Origin of the sequence: Chryseobacterium gotjawalense (assembly GCF_030012525.1) — a bacterium.
GTDB lineage: Bacteria > Bacteroidota > Bacteroidia > Flavobacteriales > Weeksellaceae > Kaistella > Kaistella gotjawalense.
In genome coordinates this window covers 1,532,806-1,558,231 of record NZ_CP124855.1, presented here as the reverse complement: position 1 = coordinate 1,558,231, position 25,426 = coordinate 1,532,806, and the positions used below count along the sequence as shown (strand labels likewise).

Genomic DNA, 25,426 nt, shown 5'->3' with positions numbered 1-25,426 from the left:
AATGAACAAATTAAAGAAAATATTTGTTTTAACCGGTTTTATACAGGCTGTTTTGTTGATAATAGGTTACGGATTACTGTATACTTATCCCAATGATCTGCTGCTTATTTTATTATTTGTCTATTCTTTATTTTTAGGATTTTTTGTTATAGAAAACCGTTCTCCTAAACTGTTAGCCAATAATACTGCTATTATCTTTCTTATTTTTTTATTTCTTTATGGCATTTATAATGCGGTTATTTATACTGTAATACAAGGGGAGATGCCGGCTGATATCTATTTGGCTTCCTTAATATATGCTCTTACAATTCCAGCCTTTATAGTGACCTGGTTAATTCAAAAACCTATACGGTATGATACTGCCTACCAGGAACAAATCAGTATTAAAAGAGTAAATAAAGCATATAGTTCTTTATTACTTATCTTACTCACCTCTCTTATAGGATACAAATCTTATTTTTTTATTTCTATAGGAATGTTTTTTAACCCCAGCGCAATGTTAGGGGGTAATAGATTTGATCTGTTTAAAAACATAAGCCAATTAGATGTTATCTTTGGTTTACTTATCACCAGCATATATTTGTACTTTATATTCTTTTATAAACAATTATCAAAGAAAACTTTAGTTTATATAAGTGTCCTTCTAATATATTATATTCTGTTACAATTGAGTGCGGGAAATCGCAGAGATTTCATACCTATTGTTTTAGGAGCTTATTGGGTATATGTAAATATCAAAAAAATTAAATTTAATTTTTTAGGATTTTTGGGTATTCTGCTTATGGTTTTATTCTTTAATTATTTAGGAACAATAAGGGCACATCTGTTTTCCGATCACACATCCAAACAGAATGATTTCATAATGACCATGACGAGTAACGAATTTGTGTACCCTTTTTTTACCCTCAGTTTTGAAGTAGATGATTATTTAAGAAGCAGTAATTATCAATTTAAAAATGGTGAAACTTTTGTTACTTATCCAGTATTGACTTTTATTCCTCGTGATATTTACAGTGATAAACCAATATCCTTAGCCAATTCCTTTATCAGAAAATTTTACGGAAATAGAACGGTTATAGGATTTGCTTACACGCCGGTTTCTGAAGCTTTCATCAATTTTGGTATTTTGGGGCCTTTTTTTATTTATTTAATATTTGGGTATTTAATTTCAAATATTCAAAGAAATAGAAATCAGATTTTAAATTTTATTTTTTTTGCAATGATTATAGATTTCAGCAGGGGGGAGATAGCAACCTTCTTATATCAATTTTTTTTTACTGCTTTCTTTTTATTAATTTTACCTCAATTTTTTTATTATTTTTTTTTAAGAATTCATCATGATCAACATCATCTTCGATAATATCATTTTTTCTTTGCAGCGTTCAGGAGGGGGTTCTGTATATTGGAACGAGTTGATCAAACGATTTATTATTTCTAAAGAAAATTGTATATTTTTTGACCATGGAAATAATTCATTGAATTTTTTTAGAAACGAACTCCAGCTGAAAATTGTAAAAAAGGAAACTGCTTTTAATTTAAAGATCAGGAGATATCTGCCTTTTACTAAGAAAATATCCAATAAGACAATTTTTCATTCAAGCTATTATCGGTACAGCAATTCTAAATATGCGATTAATGTTACGACCATTCACGATCTGACCGCTGAAAAATTCAGAAGTGGCTTAGCGCGATGGATTAATCTGCAGCAGAAAAAACAGGCGGTCCGAAAATCAAAAGGGATTATCTGTATTTCTGAAAATACGAAAAAAGATTTATTGCATTATATTCCTGAAGCCTCAACGAAAGAAATACGGGTCATCTATAATGGCGTGAGCGATGATTATTTTAAAATCGATAATGATTTTGATATATCCTTAAAAGATCGCCGTTTTAAAGCGTTACAAAATGGTAAATATGTACTGTATGTAGGACACCGGTCGCATTATAAAAATTTTGATATTGCTGTAAAGGGCATGCAGGAATGTATAAAAGATTATCAGTTCGTAATCGTGGGTGAACCTTTGAGCAGTACCGAAAATAGTTTAGTGGAAAAGTATCTTGGTTCTGGCTATACCGTGCTTTCAGGACTGAAGAATAGTAAGTTAAATTTGCTTTATAATAAGGCATTTGCTCTTTTGTATCCCTCTTCCTATGAAGGGTTTGGCATTCCCATTTTAGAAGCGATGAAAACACACTGCCCGGTGATTGCAAATCATAGCTCTTCTATTCCGGAAGTGGCAGGGGATGCCGCTATATTGATTGGCGATATAGCACCAGAAAAGATTGGGAAAGCCATAAAACATTTAGAGGAGCACGATTTTAGACAGGAGTTAATCAAAAAAGGGATTTTGCAGAGCGCAAAGTTCAGTTGGGATAAAACAAGTGAGGAGTATTTAAATTTTTACAAAGATTTATATGAAGAGTAGTATTCTAAGAAGGTACGGGCTGTGGGGAACTGTGGTGATGTTTTTTAATCTAATAAGAACAAAACTGCTGTTTCCCAAAGCGAGATTGATTAGGTTTCCCATTGACGTGCGTGGCATAAGGTTCATTCACGTCTCTGAAGGGTTTACTACCGGTTCAGGTTGCAGGATTGAGGCTTATCCCAACCGCGATGAAAAAGTGCTGTATTTCGGCAGAAACTTCCAGATGAATGATTATGTTCATATCACTGCAACGGAATCGGTGCGTATTGGTGATAACGTGCTGTTGGCGAGTAAAATTTATATTTCGGACTGCGCTCACGGAAGTTATGGCGGAAACCAGCACGACAGTCATCCTGCATCAGTCCCAAGTCAGCGGCATTTATTTTCGAAGCCTGTCGTGATTGAAGATAATGTATGGATCGGTGAGATGGTGTCTGTTTTGCCGGGCGTTACTATCGGAACAGGCAGTATTATTGGTGCGAATTCTGTGGTTTCCAAAAGTATTCCTCCCAACGTTATTGCAGTAGGATCGCCTGCTAAGCCAATAAAAAAGTTTAACTTTGTTACCAAAATTTGGGAGAAAATATAGCGGAATCAGTGGATGTTGATTAAAATAAATGATGAAAAATATACTCATAACAGGAGGGGCAGGATTTATAGGATCGAATCTGGCGCTCGAACTCCTCAATAAAGGCTATAATGTAACTGTTCTGGACAGCTTGTCCCCACAGGTTCATGGCTGTAATCCTAATCAATCATCGCCCCTTTACCGCAATATTAAGGACAAGGTGAGATTTATTCAAGGGTCCGTAACGCATAAAGAAGACTGGCAGAAGGTTTTACCAGACCAGGATGCTGTCATACATTTGGCTGCAGAAACAGGCACAGGCCAATCGATGTACGAGGTGGAAAAATATACGGAGGTGAATATCGCAGGTACTTCCTTAATGCTCGATTTGCTTGTCAACGGTAATTATAAAGTAAAGAAGGTTGTGGTCGCTTCTTCCCGCTCCATTTATGGGGAAGGCAAATACCGCCACCCTGAACTGGGCATCGTATATCCAGACCACAGGAAGGATGAAAGGATGCAGCAAGGCGATTTCGAAGTTAAGTATCATGATGATCAACTGTTGGAAGTCCTGCCCACCTGTGAGGAGTCAAAAATTCATCCCTCTTCGGTTTATGGAATTACCAAACAGACGCAGGAACAGCTGGTGATGACCGTGTGTCCCACGGTAGGTATTGCCGGCGTGTCTTTGCGTTATCAGAATGTTTATGGTCCAGGTCAGTCTTTGACCAATCCCTATACGGGCATACTTTCAATTTTCTCTACGCGGATTAAAAATGGCAACGCTATCAATATCTTTGAAGATGGAAAAGAAAGCCGGGATTTTGTCTATATTGATGATGCAGTGGAGGCGACGCTGTTAGGCCTGGAAAAAGTCGAAGCCAATAATAATGTGTTTAATGTAGGGGCTGGTGTTGCCACCAACATACGGTGCGTGGCTGAAATGCTCTGTGAAAATTTCGGACTGCAGGTTCCCATAGACACCTCAGGTAATTACAGAATGGGAGATATCCGTCATAATTTTGCAGATTTATCAAAAATCAATTCCAAATTAGGCTTTATCCCTAAGGTAAGTTTTGAAAAAGGGATTAAGCAGTTTACCGACTGGGTTTTGGAACAGGAAATTCACGAGGATAAGCTCAGCTACTCTCTGGAGGAGATGAAGAAAAAAGGATTGTATAAATAAAGGGAAATGAATCAAAATAAATTTTTTGGAAAAAAAATTCTGTTCTTCTCTGTGCAGACTTTTGATTTGGAAAAAAAAATTCAAGCTAAGTTGGAAGAATTGGGTGCCACCGTACTGTATTTTGATGAAAGACCTGCCAACAGTATTTGGGCTAAGGGGATTATCCGTGTCAAAAAGAGTTGGTATCAGTGTAAGATCGACCGGTATTATCATAAGGTATTTGAGCACATAAAAAATCAACATTTTGATTATTTACTGGTGAATAAGGGTGAGGTGATGCCCGCCTTTTTTTTAGAGAAATTAACACAGCAAATGCCTGATTGTATAAAAATATTTTATACCTGGGACTCTTTCAAAAACAACAGACATCCCGAAAAAATAATCGATCTTTTCGACAGAAAATTTTCTTTTGATGCAGAAGATGCGGCAGCGTATGGTTTAAATTTCAGACCTTTGTTTTTTCTCGATGATTACAGGAAGATCCGGAATTCCTGCACAAATAAAAAATTTGATCTGATTTTTTTAGGAACCGCTCATTCAGACCGGTACAGAATTACCCGGGAGGTTAATGATTGGTGCCTGAGCAAAGGATTGCGGACTTACTATTATTATTATATACCTAACAAAATAGTGTATTATTTAAAGAGGAAATTGGATAAAACCTTTTTGCAGTTTGATATTAAAAAATTGAGTTTTAAAAGTTTAAGTGCCAGTGATATTGTGAGGTGGTATGATGAGTCTAATGTTATTTTAGACGTGAACCATCCCTCACAGAGCGGTTTGACGCTCAGGGTTTTTGAAGCCATAGGAGCCGGAAAAAAATTAATTACAACAAATCAGGAAGTCATCAAATATTCCTTTTATAATCCGGTAAATATTTTTATTATTGACAGAAAAAACATCGTCTTGAACGAGGGGTTTTTTATGAACGACTACCAGGAAATATCAATGGATTTATATGAACGGGCCTCACTTACCGGTTGGCTCAATTGTCTCTTTTTTGAAAAAGAGTCGAACATTTGGATCAACGATAGATTTTGAATATAATTTAAAGAGAAATTCTACATGCAGTATTTTATTACCAGTTTTATTTTGTTTGCCCTTATTTTGGTTTATTTCAAAGTTGCCAACTACTACAATATCATCGACAAACCCAATCACCGAAGTGCCCATACCGAAATTACCTTACGTGGAGGGGGGATTATCTTTCTGTTTGCCTATTTGTTATTGATGGGCTCCACAATTGTACGGAATGATTACCGCTTATTCCTTCCTTCTGTAGAACCTAATTTCTGGATTTTTGGAGCAGGTCTACTGATGATCTGTGCCATAAGTTTTATTGATGACGTCATCGATTTGTCCAGTAAAATTCGGCTGATATTTCATTTCATTGCCGTGACTTTGCTGCTTTGCTTTCTTAATGCATTTCAGTTATTTCCCTGGTGGATGACGCCGGTATTTTATATCTTGATTATCGGTATTTTGAATGCCTATAATTTTATGGATGGAATTAATGGCATGTCAGGAATGTACAGTCTGGTAGTTTTGGGGTCATTATGGTATGTTAATTACTATGTGACTGCTTTTGTAGCAGAGGATTTCATCATTTATCCGATGTTAGCCTGTTTGGTATTTCTTTTTTTTAATTTCCGAAAAAAAGCCAAGTGTTTCCTGGGTGACATCGGCAGCATGGGTATCGCTTTTTGGGTAATTGCCCTGTTGGCTTTATTAATGCTAAAGACTGGCGAACTGAAGTGGATTCTTTTTCTCACGGTGTATGGTGCAGATGCAATTCTTACCATTATTGAAAGGCTAAGGTTAAAAGAGAATATTTTCGATGCGCATCGACGGCATCTGTATCAGCTTTTCGCCAACGACCTGAAGGTCTCTCATCTTAAAATAAGTTGGTTCTATGCACTCCTTCAATTGGGCATCAATACAGTTGTTGTCTTTGTCAACTTTCCGGATGGGCTCAGTTTTATAGTGATTTTGGTTCCTGCGGTTGTAATTTATGTGATGGTGAAATATTGGGTGAAAAGGAAGATTTCTTCGAAGTAATCCGGGATAGATATAATAGATGATGGATCAAAGAGACTGACACATGACAGATCAGAGACTTAAAATGTGATATAAAAATTCATTTTAGAAAGTATAGGTTGAATTCAATAAGGCCTTTTCGGTAAAAATGATTATTTTTGTCCTTGTAAAGGATAAACTGGAATTAAACAAAATTTATTTGTAAATTTGAGGCTGACTATTAATGGAAAATACACTAAAAGCAGCCGTACTCGGTTACGGGCATATTGGCAGAAGACATGCACAGATGATTGCCCGGAATGAAGCCTATGAACTGGTGGCTCTTATTGATCCGAAATTCATCACCGGAGCGAAAGCGGAGGTTTTGGGGGTTCCCGGGTTCAGTTGTTTAGAAGACTTTTTTAATTCTCAACTTCCGGTGGACCTGATTGCGGTGTGCACCCCTAATGGTCTGCACTTTGAACAGGCGAAAACCATTATCGAGCACAACATCAGTGTTATTATCGAAAAACCGATTGCGCTGCAGTCGGCTCAAGTAGAATTGTTGGAACAGGTGGCAGTTCAACACGGCGTTCATATTTTCCCGGTCATGCAAAATCGGTTTTCGCCACCGGCCTTGTGGTTGAAAGATTTAATTGAATCCGAAATTTTAGGGAATTTATTTATGGTGCAGATTGCTTGTTTCTGGAACAGAAACGAACATTATTATGCAAAAGGCTCATGGCGCGGAACCAAAAATATGGATGGCGGGACGCTTTATACGCAGTTTTCCCATTATCTGGATATTATGTTCTGGCTTTTTGGCGATATTACCAATATCAAATCCAAATTTGCCGACTTCAACCATTCTCATTTAACGGAGTTTGAAGACAGCGGCATCATCACTTTTGATTTCGCCTCCGGAGGTATGGGGAGTTTTACCTTTTCGACTTCCGTGTGGAATGAAAATCTGGAAAGTTCCCTCACCATTATTGCCGAAAACGGTTCTGTGAAAGTGGGCGGACAATACATGAACCATGTGGAAAAATGCATAATTAAAGATTATACCGCACCCGAATTACCTGCAACGAACGGAGCCAATGATTACGGAAGCTTTAAAGGTTCTGCCCAGAATCACCAGCATCTGTACAGGAATGTAATCGATTTTTTACGCCACGGAAAAGAAATTCAAACAACCACAGACGACAGTGTGAAAGTACTGAAAATGATAGAAAATATTTATTCCTCAAATTAAAGCCAGATGAAAATTAAAGAAACTCCCCTAAAAGACTGTTACATCATTGAACCCACCGTTTTTGAAGACGAGCGCGGTTATTTTTATGAAAAGTTCAATGAACAGAAATTTGAAGAATTAACCGGCTTAAACGGCCATTTCGTGCAGGATAACATTTCCAAATCTTCCTACGGTGTTTTGAGAGGACTTCATTTGCAAAAAGGCGAACATGCTCAGGCAAAACTCGTTTCTTGTCTAGAAGGAAAGGTTTTCGATGTGGCCGTAGATTTACGGAAAGATTCTCCCACTTTCGGGAAATGGTTCGGCGTAGAATTGACTCCTGAAAACAAATTGCAGCTCTATGTGCCAAGAGGTTTTGGACACGGCTTTTCAGTTTTAAGTGAAACTGCCATATTCTCCTACAAGTGCGATAATTTCTATGATAAAGAATCCGAAGGAAGTGTCATCTGGAATGATAAAGATTTGAATATCGACTGGAAACTTCCCAAGGACGCAATCATTCTTTCTGAAAAAGACCAAAATTTGCCGACCTTTGCAGAAATGAATTTTTAAGATTTCAGTATTTTTGAATTAATTTAAACGTTTAACTCAAATACTCAAATACTCAAATACTCAAATACTCAAATACTCAAACACCCAAACACCCAAACACTCAAATACTAAGCATTCAATTTCTATGAAAAACATAATCATCACCGGTGGAGCCGGGTTTATCGGATCTCACGTCGTTCGTGAATTTGTAAAGAATCATCCGGATTCTAAAATCATCAATCTCGATGCTTTGACCTACGCCGGGAATCTTGAAAATTTAAAAGACATTGAAAACGAACCGAATTATGTTTTCGAAAAAGCAGACATTACCAATGTGGATGAATTGCGAAGAGTTTTTGAAAAATATAATCCCGACGCAATTATCCATTTGGCAGCAGAAAGTCATGTGGACAGAAGCATCACCGATCCAAATGCATTTATTAATACCAATGTCAACGGAACGGCAAATCTTTTGAATTTAGCCAAAGAATTCTGGACACTGAATCCAGATCATCAACACGGAAACTTTCCTGATGAAACCAGAAAAAATTTATTCTATCACGTTTCTACCGATGAAGTTTACGGAAGTTTAGGAGAAACCGGATTTTTTCTAGAAACGACAGCTTACGATCCGAAATCTCCATATTCCGCCAGTAAAGCAGCATCTGACCATTTGGTCCGCGCTTACGGAAACACCTATGGAATGCCGTTTATTATTTCAAACTGTTCCAATAATTATGGTCCCAATCATTTCCCGGAAAAATTAATTCCATTGTGTATTTCTAATATTTTGAATGGAAAACCGCTTCCAATCTACGGTGACGGAAAATATACCAGAGATTGGCTCTACGTTATCGATCACGCCAAAGCGATCCATCAGATATTTTTTGAAGCAAAAACCGGAGAAACATACAATATCGGTGGTTTCAACGAATGGAAAAATATTGATCTGGTCAAAGAACTCATCAAACAAATGGATGAAAAATTGGGGAATCCAGCGGGTCGTTCAGAAAAACTCATCACTTATGTGAAAGATCGTCCAGGTCATGATCTTCGCTACGCCATCGATGCTTCAAAACTCAATAAAGAATTGGGCTGGAAACCCTCCGTAACTTTCGAACAGGGATTAAGCAAAACAATCGACTGGTTCCTCGAAAATAAAGAATGGCTGCAAAATGTGACGTCCGGAGATTATCAGAAATACTATGCAGAGCAATATAATTAGTAATTGAGTATTTGGGTTATTGAGTTTTTGAGTTTAATAATGTGAAAATTTAGAATATGACTTTTGTGAAATTCCATAAAGATTTAGTTGTTTATCAAAAAGCATTTTCTGCAGCAATGGAAATATATACGGTTTCAAAAAAGTTTCCTCAGGAAGAAAAATATTCACTAACCGATCAGATAAGAAGATCCTCCCGTTCTGTTAATGCAAACATTACCGAAGCCTGGAGAAAGAGAAGATATGAAAAGTCTTTTATCAGTAAACTCAATGATGCAGACGGTGAAGCGGCGGAAACTCAAAATTGGTTAGATTTTGCATTCGCATGCGCATATATTGATGAAAATACCTATTTAGATTTGTATAAAAAATATGATGAAATTTTAGGAATGATCGTTTCAATGACCGTCAATGCTAAAAAATGGACTTTTTCTGAACCTAAAAACCTCAATCCTTAATAGCTCAACAACACAAACACTCAAACACTCAAATACTCAATCACTCAAATACTCAATCACTCAAATTATGAAAGGAATAATACTCGCCGGCGGCTCCGGAACAAGACTTTATCCATTAACCATCGCGGTTAGCAAGCAGTTAATGCCGGTTTACGACAAGCCGATGATTTATTATCCGCTTTCGACATTGTTGTTGGCCGGGATTAAGGATATTTTAATTATTACAACACCTCACGATCAGGAAGGATTCATTAAGCTTTTGGGAGATGGTTCGGCGATAGGCTGTACGATTCAGTATAAAGTGCAACCGAGTCCAGACGGTTTAGCCCAGGCGTTTATTTTGGGCGAAGAGTTTATTGGTGACGATTCTGTTGCCTTGGTTTTGGGAGATAATATTTTCTACGGTGCGGGTTTGCCGGAGCTTTTGGAAAGTAAAACCAGTGTAGAAGGAGGTTGCGTTTTCGCTTATCAGGTTTCAGATCCTGAAAGATACGGCGTCGTTGAATTTGATGAAAATTTAAAAGCAGTTTCTATCGAAGAAAAACCGGAAGAACCAAAATCTACCTTTGCCGTTCCGGGATTATATTTCTATGATAATTCGGTAGTTGAAATTGCAAAAAACCTGAAACCTTCACCAAGAGGAGAACTGGAAATTACAGATGTCAACAGAATTTACCTTGAAAAAGGACAGTTGGAAGTCGGTGTAATGTCCCGCGGAACAGCTTGGTTAGACACCGGAACTTTCGATTCTCTGCATGAAGCTTCAGAGTTTGTAAAGGTTTTGGAGAAAAGACAGGGATTCAAAATTTCCTGTATCGAAGAAATCGCTTACGTGAAAGGTTTCATTAATAAAGAAGAGTTGCTGAAATCTGCTGAAAAATACGGAAAAAGCGGTTATGGTGATTATCTGAAGAAGCTGGTGTAAAACTTTTATTTCTAAATTTCAATAGGCCTGTTTTGAAATGAAAAAAATATTTAAATAACAATAATTTGGAAATAAAAACTTCTGAAAGAGTAAAAAGACACCTTTTTAGGGCAGTTTCCTTATTTGTTCTTTTGAAAAACTTAAAAAAAGATCAGCGCTATTGTGCCTTTTGTGGTTTTTAAAACAAAATTTAAGCATGCGCTAAGAATATTTAAAATCCTTTGGGCGAACTGCCGCTGAAAGGATTTTTTTTCTTTTAAATCTTCAAAGTTATTTTGGTTTTCTCTAACAAATAAATCACTAAATTTGCACCCACAAAAAATTAGCAATTGCTAATCAACTTATTATATTAAAAATATGCGTACAAAATCCGTCGGAAAAAAGAAAATCAATATCGTAACATTAGGCTGTTCCAAAAATGTATATGATTCTGAAGTGTTGATGGGACAACTGCAAGCCAACGGAAAAGAGGTGGTACACGAAGAAAAAGGTGATATCGTGGTTATCAATACCTGCGGTTTTATTGATAATGCCAAAGAGGAAAGCATCAATACCATTCTGGAATTTGTTGAGGCGAAAAACAGAGGCGAAGTAGAGCAGGTTTTTGTGACGGGCTGTTTATCAGAGAGATACAAACCGGATTTAATAAGAGAAATCCCGGATGTTGATCAATATTTCGGTACCCGTGATTTACCTTTATTATTAAAACATTTGGGCGCCGATTACAAACACGAACTGGTGGGCGAGAGAATGGTGACCACGCCAAGACATTACGCTTATTTGAAGATTTCTGAAGGATGTGACCGCCCCTGTTCTTTCTGCGCGATTCCTTTAATGAGAGGAAAAAATATTTCAACACCAATTGAAAACTTAGTGATTGAAGCAGAAAAATTAGCGAAAAAGGGAGTTAAAGAACTCATTTTAATTGCGCAGGATTTAACTTATTACGGTTTAGATTTATATAAGAAAAGAGCCTTGGGCGATTTGCTTTTGCGTTTGGTAACAGTAGAAGGAATTGAATGGATCCGTTTGCATTACGCGTTCCCAACTGGTTTCCCCGAAGATGTTTTAGAGATCATTAAAAACGAACCGAAAGTTTGTAACTACATCGATATCCCGTTACAACACATCAATTCTGATTTGTTGAAAGCCATGAAACGTGGAACTTCTCACGAAAAAACCAATGCATTGTTGAATAAATTCAGAGAAAAAGTTCCTAATATGGCAATCAGAACAACCCTGATTGTCGGTTTCCCGGGAGAGACAGAAGATAGATTCCAGGAAATGAAAGAGTGGGTTAGGGAGCAAAGATTTGACCGCTTAGGTTGCTTTACATATTCCCATGAAGAAAATACGACCGCTTACGTTCTGGAGGATGACGTTCCTCAGGAAGTAAAGGAAGCGAGAGTTGAGGAAATTATGGAATTACAATCGCAGATTTCCTGGGAGAAAAACCAGGAAAGAATCGGGAAAGTGTACCGGTGTATTTTCGACCGTAAAGAAGGAAATTATTTCGTGGGAAGAACAGAGTTCGATTCCCCGGATGTTGACAATACCGTTTTGGTTCCGGCAGAAAACACGTATTTGTCCATCGGTGAATTTGCCGATATCAAAATTACTTCGGCGGAAGAGTTTGATTTGTACGGCGAATTAGTTTAAGATATTGCAATATTTGGTCATTTTTTTGACAATTGTGTAAAGGTTATTAATGAAAAAATACTTCTGGGTTTTCCGGAAGTATTTTTTGTTTAATTAACTGTTAGTCAGGTAATTATTATTCCGAATGTTGGCTTGCTATGCAGTAATTAGTTAATATTGTTAACATATGGAGGTGTTTTTTAACACAATTTAACATAGATTGTAGATAGGCGGTATTAAAGGGAATGCGGGAGTTGTTAACAAAAATTTAACAATTCATTAAGACTGTTTAACGGTCGGAGTGTTGTATAAGTCAATTTCGGGATAAATTTGCAGAGTCAAAACCCATAAAATAAATTCAAAATGATGAAAAGAGGAATACTCCTAATCATAATGATGATTTCAACACTCGGCTTGTTTTCTTTTAAGACAACTGCCGAAGATGCTAAAAAAACAAGTTTTGCATCGTTTTACCATGATAAGTTTAATGGTAAAAAAACAGCTAGCGGGGAAGTTTTCAGTAATGAAAAATTAACTGCCGCCAATAGAACGCTTCCTTTCGGGACTATGTTAAAAGTAACCAACCTGAGATCAGGAAAAAGTGTAATTGTAGAAATAAATGACCGTGGTCCTTTTCATTCTTCCAGAGCACTCGATCTTTCTAAGGCAGCGTACCAAACCATCGGGGATCCTAGAAAAGGAACAATGCCCGTTGAATACGAAATTATCGAAATCGATTAACATTAACTTTTACGTTAAAAAACAACCAAAGCCGTCTCATAGGAGTCGGCTTTTTTATTGGGACGAACTGAGCCGCCTCTTCTTAGACCAGGCACAAGACTTCAGGAGAAAAATTAAATGGGTTCGATGCAGAATAAAGCCGCACCCTTCAAACTCCTGTTACCCGGATTCTATTGCACCCAAACTTATACCAACTGGTAGTGTATGCTGACTGTATGCTGACCCGTAAGGCAGGAAGGAGGCTTCATAATGAAAAGATTGCAATCTGTCCAGAAATATATTGTAATCTTCCCTTGTTTAGGCACACTCAAAAGTAGAGTTTTTTGTTAATATTTTATTGTTGTCGTTGTTGAAATTTTGTTGGAATGTGGGAAACTCATTTGCGCTATTTTGATTGAGTTTTCCATATTTCAATAAAAAATCATGTGGCGTAAGGTATTGTAACGCACTATGCGGTCTCTCATTATTGTACATCCACATCCATATTTCTGCATAATTTCTCATTTGTCTGATGTTCTCAAAGAGGTAAACACTTAAAAACTCTGTCCGGAACGTTCTGTTAAACCTCTCAATCAATGAGTTTTGTGTAGGTTTCCCTGGTTGAATGAAGCCCAGTTCGATATTTTCTTTGTTGCAATAATCTTTCATCTTTTCTGCAATAAATTCCGGTCCGTTGTCCACTCTTATCTTTTCAGGTTTTCCCCGCCATTCAATTAATTGTTCCAATTGCGAGATTACTTTTGCAGAGGGCAAGCTGCTATCAATAGTGATGTTTAAAATCTCTCTGTTAAAATCGTCAATGATATTAAGGGTTCTCACGCTTTTGCCATTTTCCAAGCTGTCGTGCATAAAATCCATGCTCCAAGTAACGTTCGGATAGATAGGGCGAACCAGTGGTTGTTTTATCCGTGCTGGAAGCCGCTTTTTCCTTTTACTTCGCAAATTTAATCTCATCGACTTATAAATCCGATAAACCCTTTTGTGATTCCATCCAAAGCCTAAGTTTTTCAACCGATTGTGCATCATCCAAAAGCCCCACGTTTGATTAGAATCTGCAAGTAAAATAAGTTCTGCACGGATCTCATCATCTGAACTTTTAAATACCTGACGATAATAATAAACTGAACTTCTTAAACTGAACACTTTACACGCCTTGCGCAAACTCATGTTATGGATTTCTTTCGAATAATCCACCAACTCACGCTTCTCACAAGGCGTTAGAGCTTTTTTTCGATCACATCTTTTAAGACGACAATCTCCAAAGTTTGCTCAGCTACGATCTTTTTATATTGCGAAAGTTGCTTTTCCATCTCTTTCATTTTTGAAAGTTGCTGAACATCCAATCCACCATATTTACTCTTCCACTTGTAAAAGGTTGGCTGGCTAATTCCATGCTCCCGGCAAATCTCATTCACCGTTTTTCCTTGATTTTGTTCAGATAATATCTTGATGATCTGAACTTCTGAAAATTTACTGTTTTTCATAGTCTTTCAAATTTAAAAACTATATTTTTAAATGATCCTATTTTTGGGGAAGATTACAATATGACTTGTTTTTTTAATATTTCATGCTGTCATTTCTGGAAAGAGATCTCAAAACAGGAAAGTGCATCAAAAGGAGTTTCAGAAAAAAGAACTTATTTTAAATTTCATTTAATTAAAGTTACACACTGGTTTTTTCTTAAAAATAGAAGAGAACGGAATCAGGATATTCTGTGCTGATAAATTGAAAGACTTCCACAATAAACTCCTGCAAACATAATTGAAGGTGTTCAAAGCGATTTGTCATTTAACAAAAATAGTAAATTATATGAGTATGTTTAAATTTGATTCAAACTAATTTTTTAAATTTTATCGAAAATATTTGCATGATGAGTAAAACGGTATGTATATAGAAATATCGCATTTCCTCACTTTTGATACAACTCCTTAATATTGGCTTCTCATATAGTATTACTTGTTGACATTTTTTTTAAACAGAACTTTAGACTTTCTTGGATAAGAATTAGTTTACTGTTAAATGACTACACTCTAATTTTGAAATAAGGTAACAGATGACTAGTCTAATAATGTCTACAACTAAAATCAAAATCTTCCAGTAAGCTTCCAGAGTAATTTCGTCTGGGAGAATTTTCCTCACAAGCCGAAATCTTACGCGAGGATTTACATTACGGTTAGAATGTAAAAAAGAAAGACCGTACTTTTTTTGAATTTTTTCATAAACTGTCTTATATATATGCAGGAACTATTTTCCAATATCTGCAGTTTCCCCGTCTAAGCCCTGCTCTTGTCTTTGGTTTTAGTAGTGTTTTTCTATAAACTCAGTCTCTTTCGGTATTTCCACATAAAGTGGATAACTCCATTGAGTTCGTATTTCACTATTAATTAATAAGTTGCATTATTAGTTATTCACATTTTCAAATTAGGTCCGAAATAAGTTGCAAGATATAGATAGTAAGCCTACATTTGCACCACTCTAAAAAACAGAGTAGCGAAGTAGACAGGACAGGTAATATATAGAAAGAATAAGAGGATTAGCTTTCTTTTATTTAATTTAAAAAAAGCTTGTGAATTAACAAAAACTTCTTATCTTTGCAATCCCAAATCGAAAGAGTGGGGAGCGAAGTAGAAGCGGATTGAATGAGGATGAGAGGATTTTAATGGTTACTTAAAAAACTTTTAAATTTCTTCGATAAACATTTGGTCATTAATAAAAAACTTTATACTTTTGCACTCGCAATTCGGAACCAACGACAGAAAGAGTTTCCGGATATACGCGAAAAGAACAATAGATCATTGACATACAAATAACAACCAAAAAAGTAAGGAAAAACTAAAGCGATAATAACTTTGAGTGAGTCAGACAAACATACAATGGAGAGTTTGATCCTGGCTCAGGATGAACGCTAGCGGGAGGCCTAACACATGCAAGCCGAGCGGTATTTCTTCTTCGGGAGAGAGAGAGCGGCGTACGGGTGCGTAACACGTGTGCAACCTACCTTTATCAGGGGAATAGCCTTTCGAAAGGAAGATTAATACTCCATAATATATGAACAGGCATCTGCTTATATTGAAAACTCCGGTGGATAGAGATGGGCACGCGCAAGATTAGATAGTTGGTGAGGTAACGGCTCACCAAGTCGATGATCTTTAGGGGTCCTGAGAGGGAGATCCCCCACACTGGTACTGAGACACGGACCAGACTCCTACGGGAGGCAGCAGTGAGGAATATTGGACAATGGGTGAGAGCCTGATCCAGCCATCCCGCGTGAAGGATGACGGTCCTACGGATTGTAAACTTCTTTTGTATAGGGATAAACCTTTCCACGTGTGGAAAGCTGAAGGTACTATACGAATAAGCACCGGCTAACTCCGTGCCAGCAGCCGCGGTAATACGGAGGGTGCAAGCGTTATCCGGATTTATTGGGTTTAAAGGGTCCGCAGGCGGACCGATAAGTCAGTGGTGAAATCTCATAGCTTAACTATGAAACTGCCGTTGATACTGTCGGTCTTGAGTAAATTAGAGGTAGCTGGAATAAGTAGTGTAGCGGTGAAATGCATAGATATTACTTAGAACACCAATTGCGAAGGCAGGTTACCATAATTTAACTGACGCTGAGGGACGAAAGCGTGGGGAGCGAACAGGATTAGATACCCTGGTAGTCCACGCCGTAAACGATGCTAACTCGTTTTTGGGGCGCAAGCTTCAGAGACCAAGCGAAAGTGATAAGTTAGCCACCTGGGGAGTACGTTCGCAAGAATGAAACTCAAAGGAATTGACGGGGGCCCGCACAAGCGGTGGATTATGTGGTTTAATTCGATGATACGCGAGGAACCTTACCAAGACTTAAATGGGAAATGACCGGTTTAGAAATAGACCTTTCGCAAGACATTTTTCAAGGTGCTGCATGGTTGTCGTCAGCTCGTGCCGTGAGGTGTTAGGTTAAGTCCTGCAACGAGCGCAACCCCTGTCACTAGTTGCTAACATTCAGTTGAGGACTCTAGTGAGACTGCCTACGCAAGTAGAGAGGAAGGTGGGGATGACGTCAAATCATCACGGCCCTTACGTCTTGGGCCACACACGTAATACAATGGCCGGTACAGAGGGCAGCTACACAGCGATGTGATGCAAATCTCGAAAGCCGGTCTCAGTTCGGATTGGAGTCTGCAACTCGACTCTATGAAGCTGGAATCGCTAGTAATCGCGCATCAGCCATGGCGCGGTGAATACGTTCCCGGGCCTTGTACACACCGCCCGTCAAGCCATGGAAGTCTGGGGTACCTGAAGTCGGTGACCGTAAAAGGAGCTGCCTAGGGTAAAACAGGTAACTAGGGCTAAGTCGTAACAAGGTAGCCGTACCGGAAGGTGCGGCTGGAACATCTCATTTTTGAGACTCTTCGTTAGGAGAGTATAAACAAACAACACGATACGCAAGTATCAGAGCACTTGCTCAAAGTTAGCTTCAGTTTTTTCTTATTTGGACGGTTGATTATTTAAAAATATACCCACTAGGATTAGTAATCAGGGAAAGAGAGACCAGAGATGGGTAGATAATAGATGAGAGACATAAAGTCTAATATCTAAAGTCTAAAAATCTCAAATCTAAATGAAGTCTCGTAGCTCAGCTGGTTAGAGCGCTACACTGATAATGTAGAGGTCGGCAGTTCGAGCCTGCCCGAGACTACTAATAATAAGACGGGAAGGTAAAAGAAGCAAGATAAAAGACGATTTATTAGTCTTTACTCTTTATTCTTTACTCTTCAAAGTCTCATACTAGCGGGGAATTAGCTCAGTTGGCTAGAGCGCCTGCCTTGCACGCAGGAGGTCAAGGGTTCGACTCCCTTATTCTCCACAAGTTATAGGAATATAACGGGAATAGTTACAGAAATGTAACGAAAAGCTTCAAAAAAGAAGCAAGCATAGAAGATAATTACATTACAGATTTAAGAATTATGCCAGGAGGCAGAGCGGACTAAGTAATTAGTAAGTTTGATAGGATCGATACCTATATTATTCACATATTATGACTTTGATTTAAAAGTTACGGAAAGAGCCAAAAACAATTTCTGTTCATCAGGGAAGTAATAAGATACAAGATCATTGACATTAACGATAAGAACATCACAAAGAGAAAACCGAGCACTTTCGAGTGCCGAGTTTAAATAAAACTAGTCTAACAGCAATGTTAGACAACAAAACTGAACTAATATATTATTAGGAAAGAAATCGTTAAGGGCGTATGGCGGATGCCTAGGCTTTCAGAGGCGACGAAGGACGTGGTAAGCTGCGAAAAGCTGCGGGGATCGGCACACACGAATTGATCCGCAGATGTCCGAATGGGGCAACCCGGCTGGTTGAAGACCAGTCACTCTAATTTATTAGAGAGCAAACCCGGAGAACTGAAACATCTAAGTACCCGGAGGAAAAGAAATCGAAGAGATTCCGTAAGTAGTGGCGAGCGAACGCGGATTAGCCCAAAAGTCTTTATATGTTTAGAAGAATGTTCTGGAAAGAACAGCCATAGACGGTGATAGCCCGGTATTTAAAAGGCATACATAGATGATAAATGAGTAGGGCGGGACACGTGAAATCCTGTCTGAATATGGGGGGACCATCCTCCAAGGCTAAATACTCCTGAAAGACCGATAGTGAACAAGTACTGTGAAGGAAAGGTGAAAAGCACTTCGAATAGAAGGGTGAAAGAGAACCTGAAACCGTACGCCTACAAGCGGTCGGAGCCCACAAGTTGGGTGACGGCGTGCCTTTTGCATAATGAGCCTACGAGTTAATTTTACTAGCGAGCTTAAGTACTTCAGGTACGGAGGCGGAGCGAAAGCGAGTCTGAATAGGGCGCTTAGTTAGTAGTATTAGACGCGAAACCTTGTGATCTACCCATGGGCAGGTTGAAGCTTTGGTAACACAAAGTGGAGGACCGAACCGGTTGACGTTGAAAAGTCTTCGGATGACTTGTGGGTAGGGGTGAAAGGCCAATCAAACTGGGAGATAGCTCGTACTCCCCGAAATGCATTTAGGTGCAGCGTTGCGACAAGTTTATTAGAGGTAGAGCTACTGATTGGATGCGGGGGAGTCAAATCCTACCAATTCCTGACAAACTCCGAATGCTAATAAATGTTTCGCAGCAGTGAGGGCATGGGTGCTAAGGTCCATGTCCGAGAGGGAAAGAACCCGGACCAACAGCTAAGGTCCCCAAATCTATACTAAGTTGAAATAACGCGGTTGAACTGCATTGACAGCTAGGATGTTGGCTTGGAAGCAGCCATTCATTTAAAGAGTGCGTAACAGCTCACTAGTCGAGCGGTTCGGCATGGATAATAATCGGGCATAAGTATAGTACCGAAGCTATGGATTTATAATTTTTGAATTATATCTGGTAGGGGAGCATTCTGTTTGCGCCGAAGCAGTGTCGTGAGATGTTGTGGAGCGGACAGAAAAGAAAATGTAGGCATAAGTAACGATAAAGGGGGCGAGAAACCCCCTCACCGAAAGACTAAGGTTTCCTCAGCCATGCTAATCAGCTGAGGGTTAGTCGGGACCTAACGCGAACCCGAAAGGGGAAGTGGATGGATAATGGGTTAATATTCCCATACTTGCTCACACTAAAAAGGGGACGGAGTGCCGTACTTACTGGAGACTGACGGAATAGTCAAGACCTAGCCTTCGGGCGAAGTTGTTGTAGGGAAAGTGCTTCCAAGAAAAGCCGAAGTGAAGCAACTCGTACCAAAACCGACACAGGTAGTCGAGGAGAGAATCCTAAGGTGCTAGAGTGAATCATGGTTAAGGAACTAGGCAAAATAGTCTCGTAACTTCGGAAGAAGGGACGCCAGCAGCAATGCTGGCCTCAGTAAAGAGGCCCAGGCGACTGTTTATCAAAAACACAGGACTCTGCTAAATCGAAAGATGCTGTATAGGGTCTGACACCTGCCCGGTGCTGGAAGGTTAAGGAAGGTTGTTAGGGTAACCGAAGCAATTAACTGAAGCCCCAGTAAACGGCGGCCGTAACTATAACGGTCCTAAGGTAGCGAAATTCCTTGTCGGGTAAGTTCCGACCTGCACGAATGGTGTAACGATCTGGGCACTGTCTCAACCATGAGCTCTGTGAAATTGTAGTCTCGGTGAAGATGCCGAGTACCCGCAATGGGACGAAAAGACCCTGTGAACCTTTACTATAACTTCGTATTGACTTTGAATAAACAATGTGTAGGATAGGTGGGAGACTTTGAAGCTGGCACGCTAGTGTCGGTGGAGTCAACGTTGAAATACCACCCTTTGTTTATTTGGAGCCTAACTTCCTAACGGAAGGACATTGCGTGGTGGGTAGTTTGACTGGGGTGGTCGCCTCCAAAAGAGTAACGGAGGCTTTCAAAGGTACCCTCAGCACGCTTGGTAACCGTGCGTAGAGTGTAATGGCATAAGGGTGCTTGACTGTGAGACCTACAAGTCGATCAGGTGCGAAAGCAGGACATAGTGATCCGGTGGTTCCGTATGGAAGGGCCATCGCTCATAGGATAAAAGGTACTCCGGGGATAACAGGCTAGTCTCCCCCAAGAGCTCATATCGACGGGGAGGTTCGGCACCTCGATGTCGGCTCGTCACATCCTGGGGCTGGAGAAGGTCCCAAGGGTTGGGCTGTTCGCCCATTAAAGTGGCACGCGAGCTGGGTTCAGAACGTCGTGAGACAGTTCGGTCTCTATCTATTGCGGGCGTTAGATGTTTGAGAGGGCTTGAATCTAGTACGAGAGGACCGATTTGAACAAACCTCTGGTGTATCAGTTGTTCCGCCAGGAGCACCGCTGAGTAGCTACGTTTGGAAAGGATAAGCACTGAAAGCATATAAGTGCGAAACCTGCCTCAAGATGAGACATCTTTTAAGGGTCGTTGGAGATGACAACGTTGATAGGCTATAGGTGTAAAGGCAGTAATGTCATAGCCGAGTAGTACTAATTACCCGTAGATTTATTGCCTAATTAAGGTACTTGGAAGTGCAACAAGGTTTGCTCTTTGTGAACGTTTTTATCGATTTTTTAGTTAGACTGAAAGAACCAAGATTAAAGAAGCAAGACTGTAATGTCTTTTATCTTTCTTCTATCATCTTTTATCTACTAATAACATATACTGTACATCCTTTTGTACAAAACAACCTTTAGGGTGGTTTTAGCAGAGGGGCTCACCTGTTCCCATTCCGAACACAGAAGTTAAGCCCTCTAGCGCCGATGGTACTGCTAACGCGGGAGAGTAGGTCGCCGCCAGTTTTTTTAAAGCTCATCAATTTATTTTGATGGGCTTTTTTTATGACCTAAACCCAGGAAAAAAACTGAAATACAAAAGAAAGACGGAGAATAATTTGATCCAAAAGATATTAAAATTAAAAATCAGGGATCAGTATCAAAACTTGGGGACTAAGCAAAAATTTTGGATAATCTGAAAAGGAAAAATGATTTGTCTTTTACCCCTCGAAGTTGTAATCTGAAGTTTTTTATTTTCGCATTAAAAGATTCTGCCGACGCATTGGTGCTTCTTTGGTCAAAATAATTGAGAATGTCATTGTAATGATTCATAATGGTCTTCATGAGTACTGAAAATGATTTAAACCCACATTCCTCTACTTCTTTGAACCAATGTGCTAATTTTAGGATTGCTACAGACTTTTGAATATTTTGATTGTAAATTTTCCTCAGCCCGTCTGATAAATTATACGCTTTTTCTAAATCAGGATAGTGAGAGAACAGTATTTGTGCTCTTTCATTTTGTGTTGATGTCCACTTTTCCCTGGTTTTGTAGAGTAAATATCGGCTTCTTGCCAAGAGTTGCTTTCTGGTATCACCATTTTCAAAAATTTCAATTTCAGGAGTTTTCTTCTTTTCTTTTGCTTCTGTCAAACAATTGTTTTCCAATTCAATGGCTTGCCACCGATGTTGTATCCTGAGGTCTTGCAATGCTTCTGTGGCGAGCTTCTGAACATGAAAACGGTCGATGACCTGAATGGCATTGGGGAAACATCTTTTGGCAATGAGTTTCATTGAACCTGCCATGTCGAGCGTGATCTCTTTAACTTTCTGTCGGAGTTTTCTGCTGATTTTCAGTATCTGTTCAATGACTTTATCGCTTTGAGTACCTTTAATAATGGCTACGATGCTTCCTTTTTTGCCTTTCGCTTTCTTGCAAGTAAGAACGGTGTACAATTCCCCGTCTGAAAGAGCGACTTCATCTAAAGAAAGCTGGTCAGAGAGGTTTTCAGAATATAAGATCCAGTCTTCAGCGTGTTGTTTTTGATCCCAGTCTTTAAAATCGCTGATGCTTTTTTTATATTGTCTTTGAAATTTCTTTCCATTTATGCCATACATTTCTGCTATGGTTTTACAGGGAAGCGCTTTAGTATCGGCTGATTTTTTTTAAGAACTCCGCAAAATCATGTGTCATGCGAGTTCCTTTGGCGATGAGATTCCAGTCTCTTTGAATAATGTTTGCGGATTTTACATCCGTCCATCTTCGGCGTTTGATATGCAGTTTCACGGACTTTCCGCGCAGTGGAAAATCATCTACCGTTATTTCCGGCAGAAAACCCTTTGACTGCAAAGTAAGAGAAGAAAACTCCTTTGGAATCGTATTTTTTTCTTCAAAATAAAGATGTAGCACTTTATTTACTTCTTCGAATTTCACAATCTCAAAATGGTCAATTAAAAATTCAGGTAATAAAAATTTGAGGACTTCTGTTTCATTTAGCATCTAACAAAATTATTAAATTTATCTTTTCTCCCCAAGTTTTGGGATTGATCCGAAAAATGGGATTGATCCACAATAATTTGATCCAAAAGATATTATAATTTAAAATCAGAAACTACTAAAGTTTGTTTTCAATAAAAAGAGTCAAATTTTGAAGGTTAAAAGCAACAAACTTTTGTTATTGAATATAAAATATTGCCTCTGAAATTCAACCTTTTAATTATTAAATTGATTTTAAAGAAATAATACCGTTGCTTATTCTGGCAGCGCTTTTTTTTAAGAAGTTAACCAAAAAGATCAATCAATTTAATCGACTGAATGCTCAGCATGGAAGTAAAAATAAAATAATTTCTATCGAAATGCTTTGGCTGAGATTGTAACCAATCCCCACTTCTTCATTTATTGAAAAGGTCGGAGATCAGAATATTGGGGTTTAAAGATATTCTTCAGGTTAACTGACTGAAACATTATTTTACACTTTATAAATTCTAAAATTGTTAGAGAAACTCACCTGTTCAGCAGATCGATTAAATAAGAAAAGAGTGAATAATTTCACTCTTTTCTTTTAACCTTAGTAATTAAATGATCGAAAAACCTGATTCCAAATCAGCGATAATATCGTCAATATGTTCGATTCCCACACTCAATCTTATTTGACCGGGACGAATGCCCGCTTTTTCTCTTTCAGCGTCGGAAAGTTGTTCGTGGGTGGTGGATGACGGGTTGATAATCAATGTTTTCGAATCCCCAACATTGGCAACATGACTGATTAAGGAAAGATGATTAATGAATTTCACAGCGGACTCTTTTCCACCCTTAATATCAAAACTCAACACGCCGCCAAAACCTCTTTTTAAATATTTTTTGGCGTTTTCATGATCCGGAAAACTCGGTAATCCCGGATAAAGTACCTTTTCTACTTTAGGATGATCTTCCAAATATTCAGCGATTGTTTGCGCATTACTCACCGTTCTTTCTAAGCGAAGCGACAATGTTTCTAACCCTTGCAACAAAAGGAAAGAATTGAACGGGGAAATCGTAGGACCGAAATCACGCATACCTTCAACCCTGGCTTTAATGACGAATGCGATATTTCCAAACTGAGAATCTACCCCAAAAACATCTGAAAATACCAAACCGTGATAACTTTCACAAGGTTCGGATAATTGCAGGAATTTTCCGTTGCCCCAATCGAAATTTCCTCCATCAATAATGATTCCACCAATAGAAGTTCCGTGGCCGCCGATCCATTTGGTAGCCGATTCTACTACGATATTGGCACCATGTTTCAGGGGTTGGAAAAGGTAACCGCCGGCTCCAAAAGTATTATCGACAATTAATGGAATACCGTGTTTTTTGGCAACTTCGGCAATCGCCTCAAAATCGGGGATATTTAAACTTGGATTTCCGATGGTTTCCAAGTAAATAGCTTTCGTACTTTCGTTAATCAACCGGTCGAAACTTTCCGGATGATTATTATCTGCAAAGCGCGTTTCTATTCCTAATTTTTTAAAAGAGACTTTGAACTGGTTATAACTTCCGCCGTACAAATAGGGAGAACTCACGAAATTGTCGCCGTTTTGAAGGATATTTGTCAAAGCTAAAAACTGTGCGGCATGACCGGAACTTGTTGCCAAAGCGGCAATACCGCCATGCAAAGCTGCCATTCTTTTTTCGAAAACATCGGTGGTTGGATTCATCAAACGGGTGTAGATATTCCCGAATTCTTTTAACCCAAAAAGATTGGCTGCATGTTCTGCATCATCAAAGGTATAACAGGCGGTTTGGTAGAGCGGAACAGCTCGTGAGTTGGTGGTTGGATCTACGGTTTGACCGGCGTGAACCTGTAAAGTTTCAAATTTTAAATTGCTCATATTTTAATTTATTTGTTTTAAATTTTGCAACTTATCCTTTGAAAATACTTGTCGAAAGAGCATAAAAAAGCTCTTTCGACAAATCAAAAGAGCTTAATATATAGAATTTATATTTTCTAAATTTTAATATCTGACTTATCTTTCCCGCGCTGGCGAGTTGAATTTTGCACCTTATTTATTTCTAAACAGGTTGCCAAAGTTTCAAAGGGTCAATTCCCTCCACTTTTCTGAATAAGTTGCGATTTTTTAAAGAACGATTAGAGTGCAAATCTATATAAATATTTTGAATCTCCAAAAAATGTCAGTTATATTTTACGTGTATTTTTTTAAGCTATTGATTTGTAAGTCGATTTAAATAGAAATGCTATTTTTTTATGATTTCGCTTTTTCTAAAGAAATCGGTGTTGTTATTTTATCGTTTAAATTCAAATTGTTGAGTTGGTACTCGCGGATTTCAGAATGATTGATTCAGATTAATTCTTCTCCGTTTATCAGGGATTTTTATCTAAGTACCTAATTATTAGACTTAAATTTATTCTTAACCCATTGTATTAAAGTTTGTTAAATCTTCTTTCGTTTGCAATGTTTAGATTAAATTTAGGGTAACTTAAAAACACCTATTATGATTGTAAAAGTACTTGAAGTAATTGCTACTTCAGAAATTAGTTTTGATGACGCTGTGAGAAATGCCGTAAAAGAAGTTTCCAGAACGATAAAAAACATCGACAGCGTTTATGTAAAAGACATGAAATGCCATGTGAAAGATGGCGAAATTTCAACTTACGGATGCGTTTGTAAGGTTTCTTTCAGGGTTGAATAATTAAAATATTTGGCAATGAAAAAAC

The 25,426-nt window shown here is 38.4% G+C and carries 19 protein-coding genes, 2 tRNA genes, 3 rRNA genes and 1 riboswitch; of the genes, 19 read left to right on the top strand and 5 right to left on the bottom strand.

The window, feature by feature from the left end; translation table 11 throughout:
• Position 1 precedes the first annotated feature (1 nt).
• The 13 genes from QGN23_RS07190 to QGN23_RS07130 all read left to right on the top strand — a co-directional run bounded on the left by QGN23_RS07190 (position 2) and on the right by QGN23_RS07130 (position 12,966).
• Complete coding sequence (locus QGN23_RS07190) at positions 2–1,360, top strand: O-antigen polymerase (RefSeq protein ID WP_282906298.1); 1,359 nt, start codon at positions 2–4, stop codon at positions 1,358–1,360.
• Positions 1,338–2,426 (top strand): glycosyltransferase family 4 protein, encoded by a 1,089-nt coding sequence (locus tag QGN23_RS07185; RefSeq protein WP_282906297.1) that lies wholly within the window; start codon positions 1,338–1,340, stop codon positions 2,424–2,426. The genes QGN23_RS07190 and QGN23_RS07185 overlap by 23 nt, the downstream gene beginning before the upstream one ends.
• Positions 2,416–3,015 (top strand): DapH/DapD/GlmU-related protein, encoded by a 600-nt coding sequence (locus tag QGN23_RS07180; protein WP_282906296.1) that lies wholly within the window; start codon positions 2,416–2,418, stop codon positions 3,013–3,015. Before QGN23_RS07185 ends, QGN23_RS07180 begins: the two co-directional genes overlap by 11 nt.
• A gap of 28 nt (positions 3,016–3,043) precedes the next feature.
• Positions 3,044–4,180 (top strand): NAD-dependent epimerase/dehydratase family protein, encoded by a 1,137-nt coding sequence (locus tag QGN23_RS07175; protein WP_282906295.1) that lies wholly within the window; start codon positions 3,044–3,046, stop codon positions 4,178–4,180.
• Positions 4,181–4,186: 6 nt separating this feature from the next.
• Positions 4,187–5,221 (top strand): hypothetical protein, encoded by a 1,035-nt coding sequence (locus QGN23_RS07170; protein WP_282906294.1) that lies wholly within the window; start codon positions 4,187–4,189, stop codon positions 5,219–5,221.
• Positions 5,222–5,245: 24 nt separating this feature from the next.
• Entirely contained in the window at positions 5,246–6,238 is a 993-nt protein-coding gene (locus QGN23_RS07165) for an MraY family glycosyltransferase (protein ID WP_282906293.1), read from the top strand.
• A gap of 202 nt (positions 6,239–6,440) precedes the next feature.
• Complete coding sequence (locus QGN23_RS07160; protein ID WP_282906292.1) at positions 6,441–7,451, top strand: Gfo/Idh/MocA family protein; 1,011 nt, start codon at positions 6,441–6,443, stop codon at positions 7,449–7,451.
• Between the two features lie 6 nt (positions 7,452–7,457).
• Positions 7,458–8,003, top strand: a complete 546-nt coding sequence (gene rfbC, locus QGN23_RS07155) for a dTDP-4-dehydrorhamnose 3,5-epimerase (protein WP_282906291.1) — start codon at positions 7,458–7,460, stop codon at positions 8,001–8,003.
• 124 nt (positions 8,004–8,127) lie between these two features.
• Positions 8,128–9,207 carry a dTDP-glucose 4,6-dehydratase gene (rfbB, locus tag QGN23_RS07150; protein WP_282906290.1) on the top strand — a complete coding sequence of 360 codons (1,080 nt, stop codon included), beginning with the start codon at positions 8,128–8,130 and terminating at the stop codon, positions 9,205–9,207.
• Between the two features lie 56 nt (positions 9,208–9,263).
• Positions 9,264–9,662 carry a four helix bundle protein gene (locus QGN23_RS07145; RefSeq protein WP_282906289.1) on the top strand — a complete coding sequence of 133 codons (399 nt, stop codon included), beginning with the start codon at positions 9,264–9,266 and terminating at the stop codon, positions 9,660–9,662.
• Positions 9,663–9,729: 67 nt separating this feature from the next.
• Positions 9,730–10,587, top strand: a complete 858-nt coding sequence (gene rfbA / locus QGN23_RS07140) for a glucose-1-phosphate thymidylyltransferase RfbA (RefSeq protein WP_282906288.1) — start codon at positions 9,730–9,732, stop codon at positions 10,585–10,587.
• Between the two features lie 357 nt (positions 10,588–10,944).
• Complete coding sequence (gene rimO / locus QGN23_RS07135; protein WP_282906287.1) at positions 10,945–12,246, top strand: 30S ribosomal protein S12 methylthiotransferase RimO; 1,302 nt, start codon at positions 10,945–10,947, stop codon at positions 12,244–12,246.
• A 342-nt stretch (positions 12,247–12,588) separates the two neighbouring features.
• Positions 12,589–12,966, top strand: coding sequence for a septal ring lytic transglycosylase RlpA family protein (locus QGN23_RS07130; RefSeq protein ID WP_282906286.1), 378 nt, complete (start codon positions 12,589–12,591; stop codon positions 12,964–12,966).
• Between the two features lie 297 nt (positions 12,967–13,263).
• Here QGN23_RS07130 and QGN23_RS07125 read toward each other — a convergent pair whose 3' ends face one another.
• Positions 13,264–14,160 (bottom strand): IS3 family transposase, encoded by an 897-nt coding sequence (locus QGN23_RS07125; RefSeq protein ID WP_282906285.1) that lies wholly within the window; start codon positions 14,158–14,160, stop codon positions 13,264–13,266.
• Between the two features lie 23 nt (positions 14,161–14,183).
• Positions 14,184–14,450 (bottom strand): transposase, encoded by a 267-nt coding sequence (locus tag QGN23_RS07120; RefSeq protein ID WP_133439681.1) that lies wholly within the window; start codon positions 14,448–14,450, stop codon positions 14,184–14,186.
• A 1,386-nt stretch (positions 14,451–15,836) separates the two neighbouring features.
• Between QGN23_RS07120 and QGN23_RS07115 the strand changes: the two genes are divergently transcribed.
• The 5 genes from QGN23_RS07115 (at position 15,837) to rrf (ending at position 21,236) form a co-directional block, all read left to right on the top strand.
• Positions 15,837–17,353 (top strand): 16S ribosomal RNA (locus QGN23_RS07115).
• Positions 17,354–17,576: 223 nt separating this feature from the next.
• Positions 17,577–17,650: transfer RNA gene (locus tag QGN23_RS07110), tRNA-Ile, on the top strand.
• A gap of 94 nt (positions 17,651–17,744) precedes the next feature.
• Positions 17,745–17,818 (top strand) — tRNA-Ala (locus QGN23_RS07105).
• A gap of 367 nt (positions 17,819–18,185) precedes the next feature.
• Positions 18,186–20,948, top strand: a 23S ribosomal RNA gene (locus tag QGN23_RS07100).
• Positions 20,949–21,128: 180 nt separating this feature from the next.
• Positions 21,129–21,236, top strand: a 5S ribosomal RNA gene (gene rrf / locus QGN23_RS07095).
• Together the 16S, 23S and 5S rRNA genes with 2 tRNA genes alongside form the textbook arrangement of a ribosomal RNA operon.
• 147 nt (positions 21,237–21,383) lie before the next feature.
• On the opposite strand, the gene QGN23_RS07090 is transcribed toward rrf, so the two are convergent.
• The 3 genes from QGN23_RS07090 to QGN23_RS07080 form a co-directional block, all read right to left on the bottom strand.
• Complete coding sequence (locus tag QGN23_RS07090) at positions 21,384–22,328, bottom strand: ISAon1 family transposase (RefSeq protein WP_282906284.1); 945 nt, start codon at positions 22,326–22,328, stop codon at positions 21,384–21,386.
• A gap of 28 nt (positions 22,329–22,356) precedes the next feature.
• Entirely contained in the window at positions 22,357–22,710 is a 354-nt protein-coding gene (locus QGN23_RS07085; protein WP_282906283.1) for an ISAon1 family transposase N-terminal region protein, read from the bottom strand.
• A gap of 575 nt (positions 22,711–23,285) precedes the next feature.
• A complete protein-coding gene (locus QGN23_RS07080; RefSeq protein WP_282906282.1) occupies positions 23,286–24,581 on the bottom strand; it encodes an O-acetylhomoserine aminocarboxypropyltransferase/cysteine synthase family protein in 1,296 nt (431 codons plus the stop codon).
• A 132-nt stretch (positions 24,582–24,713) separates the two neighbouring features.
• A riboswitch (SAM riboswitch) is annotated at positions 24,714–24,819 on the bottom strand.
• Between the two features lie 384 nt (positions 24,820–25,203).
• Between QGN23_RS07080 and QGN23_RS07075 the strand changes: the two genes are divergently transcribed.
• Positions 25,204–25,401 (top strand): dodecin family protein, encoded by a 198-nt coding sequence (locus QGN23_RS07075; RefSeq protein WP_133438710.1) that lies wholly within the window; start codon positions 25,204–25,206, stop codon positions 25,399–25,401.
• Positions 25,402–25,426: the final 25 nt, after the last annotated feature.

Coding starts and splice junctions, on each gene's coding strand:
- QGN23_RS07130 (WP_282906286.1), top strand. CDS start 12,589: ATGATGAAAAGAGGAATACTCCTAATCATAATGATGATTTCAACACTC.
- QGN23_RS07120 (WP_133439681.1), bottom strand. CDS start 14,450: ATGAAAAACAGTAAATTTTCAGAAGTTCAGATCATCAAGATATTATCT.
- QGN23_RS07180 (WP_282906296.1), top strand. CDS start 2,416: ATGAAGAGTAGTATTCTAAGAAGGTACGGGCTGTGGGGAACTGTGGTG.
- QGN23_RS07145 (WP_282906289.1), top strand. CDS start 9,264: ATGACTTTTGTGAAATTCCATAAAGATTTAGTTGTTTATCAAAAAGCA.
- rfbA (WP_282906288.1), top strand. CDS start 9,730: ATGAAAGGAATAATACTCGCCGGCGGCTCCGGAACAAGACTTTATCCA.
- rimO (WP_282906287.1), top strand. CDS start 10,945: ATGCGTACAAAATCCGTCGGAAAAAAGAAAATCAATATCGTAACATTA.
- QGN23_RS07090 (WP_282906284.1), bottom strand. CDS start 22,328: ATGTATGGCATAAATGGAAAGAAATTTCAAAGACAATATAAAAAAAGC.
- QGN23_RS07185 (WP_282906297.1), top strand. CDS start 1,338: ATGATCAACATCATCTTCGATAATATCATTTTTTCTTTGCAGCGTTCA.
- QGN23_RS07170 (WP_282906294.1), top strand. CDS start 4,187: ATGAATCAAAATAAATTTTTTGGAAAAAAAATTCTGTTCTTCTCTGTG.
- QGN23_RS07165 (WP_282906293.1), top strand. CDS start 5,246: ATGCAGTATTTTATTACCAGTTTTATTTTGTTTGCCCTTATTTTGGTT.
- QGN23_RS07175 (WP_282906295.1), top strand. CDS start 3,044: ATGATGAAAAATATACTCATAACAGGAGGGGCAGGATTTATAGGATCG.
- QGN23_RS07190 (WP_282906298.1), top strand. CDS start 2: ATGAACAAATTAAAGAAAATATTTGTTTTAACCGGTTTTATACAGGCT.
- QGN23_RS07085 (WP_282906283.1), bottom strand. CDS start 22,710: ATGCTAAATGAAACAGAAGTCCTCAAATTTTTATTACCTGAATTTTTA.
- QGN23_RS07080 (WP_282906282.1), bottom strand. CDS start 24,581: ATGAGCAATTTAAAATTTGAAACTTTACAGGTTCACGCCGGTCAAACC.
- QGN23_RS07160 (WP_282906292.1), top strand. CDS start 6,441: ATGGAAAATACACTAAAAGCAGCCGTACTCGGTTACGGGCATATTGGC.
- rfbC (WP_282906291.1), top strand. CDS start 7,458: ATGAAAATTAAAGAAACTCCCCTAAAAGACTGTTACATCATTGAACCC.
- rfbB (WP_282906290.1), top strand. CDS start 8,128: ATGAAAAACATAATCATCACCGGTGGAGCCGGGTTTATCGGATCTCAC.
- QGN23_RS07075 (WP_133438710.1), top strand. CDS start 25,204: ATGATTGTAAAAGTACTTGAAGTAATTGCTACTTCAGAAATTAGTTTT.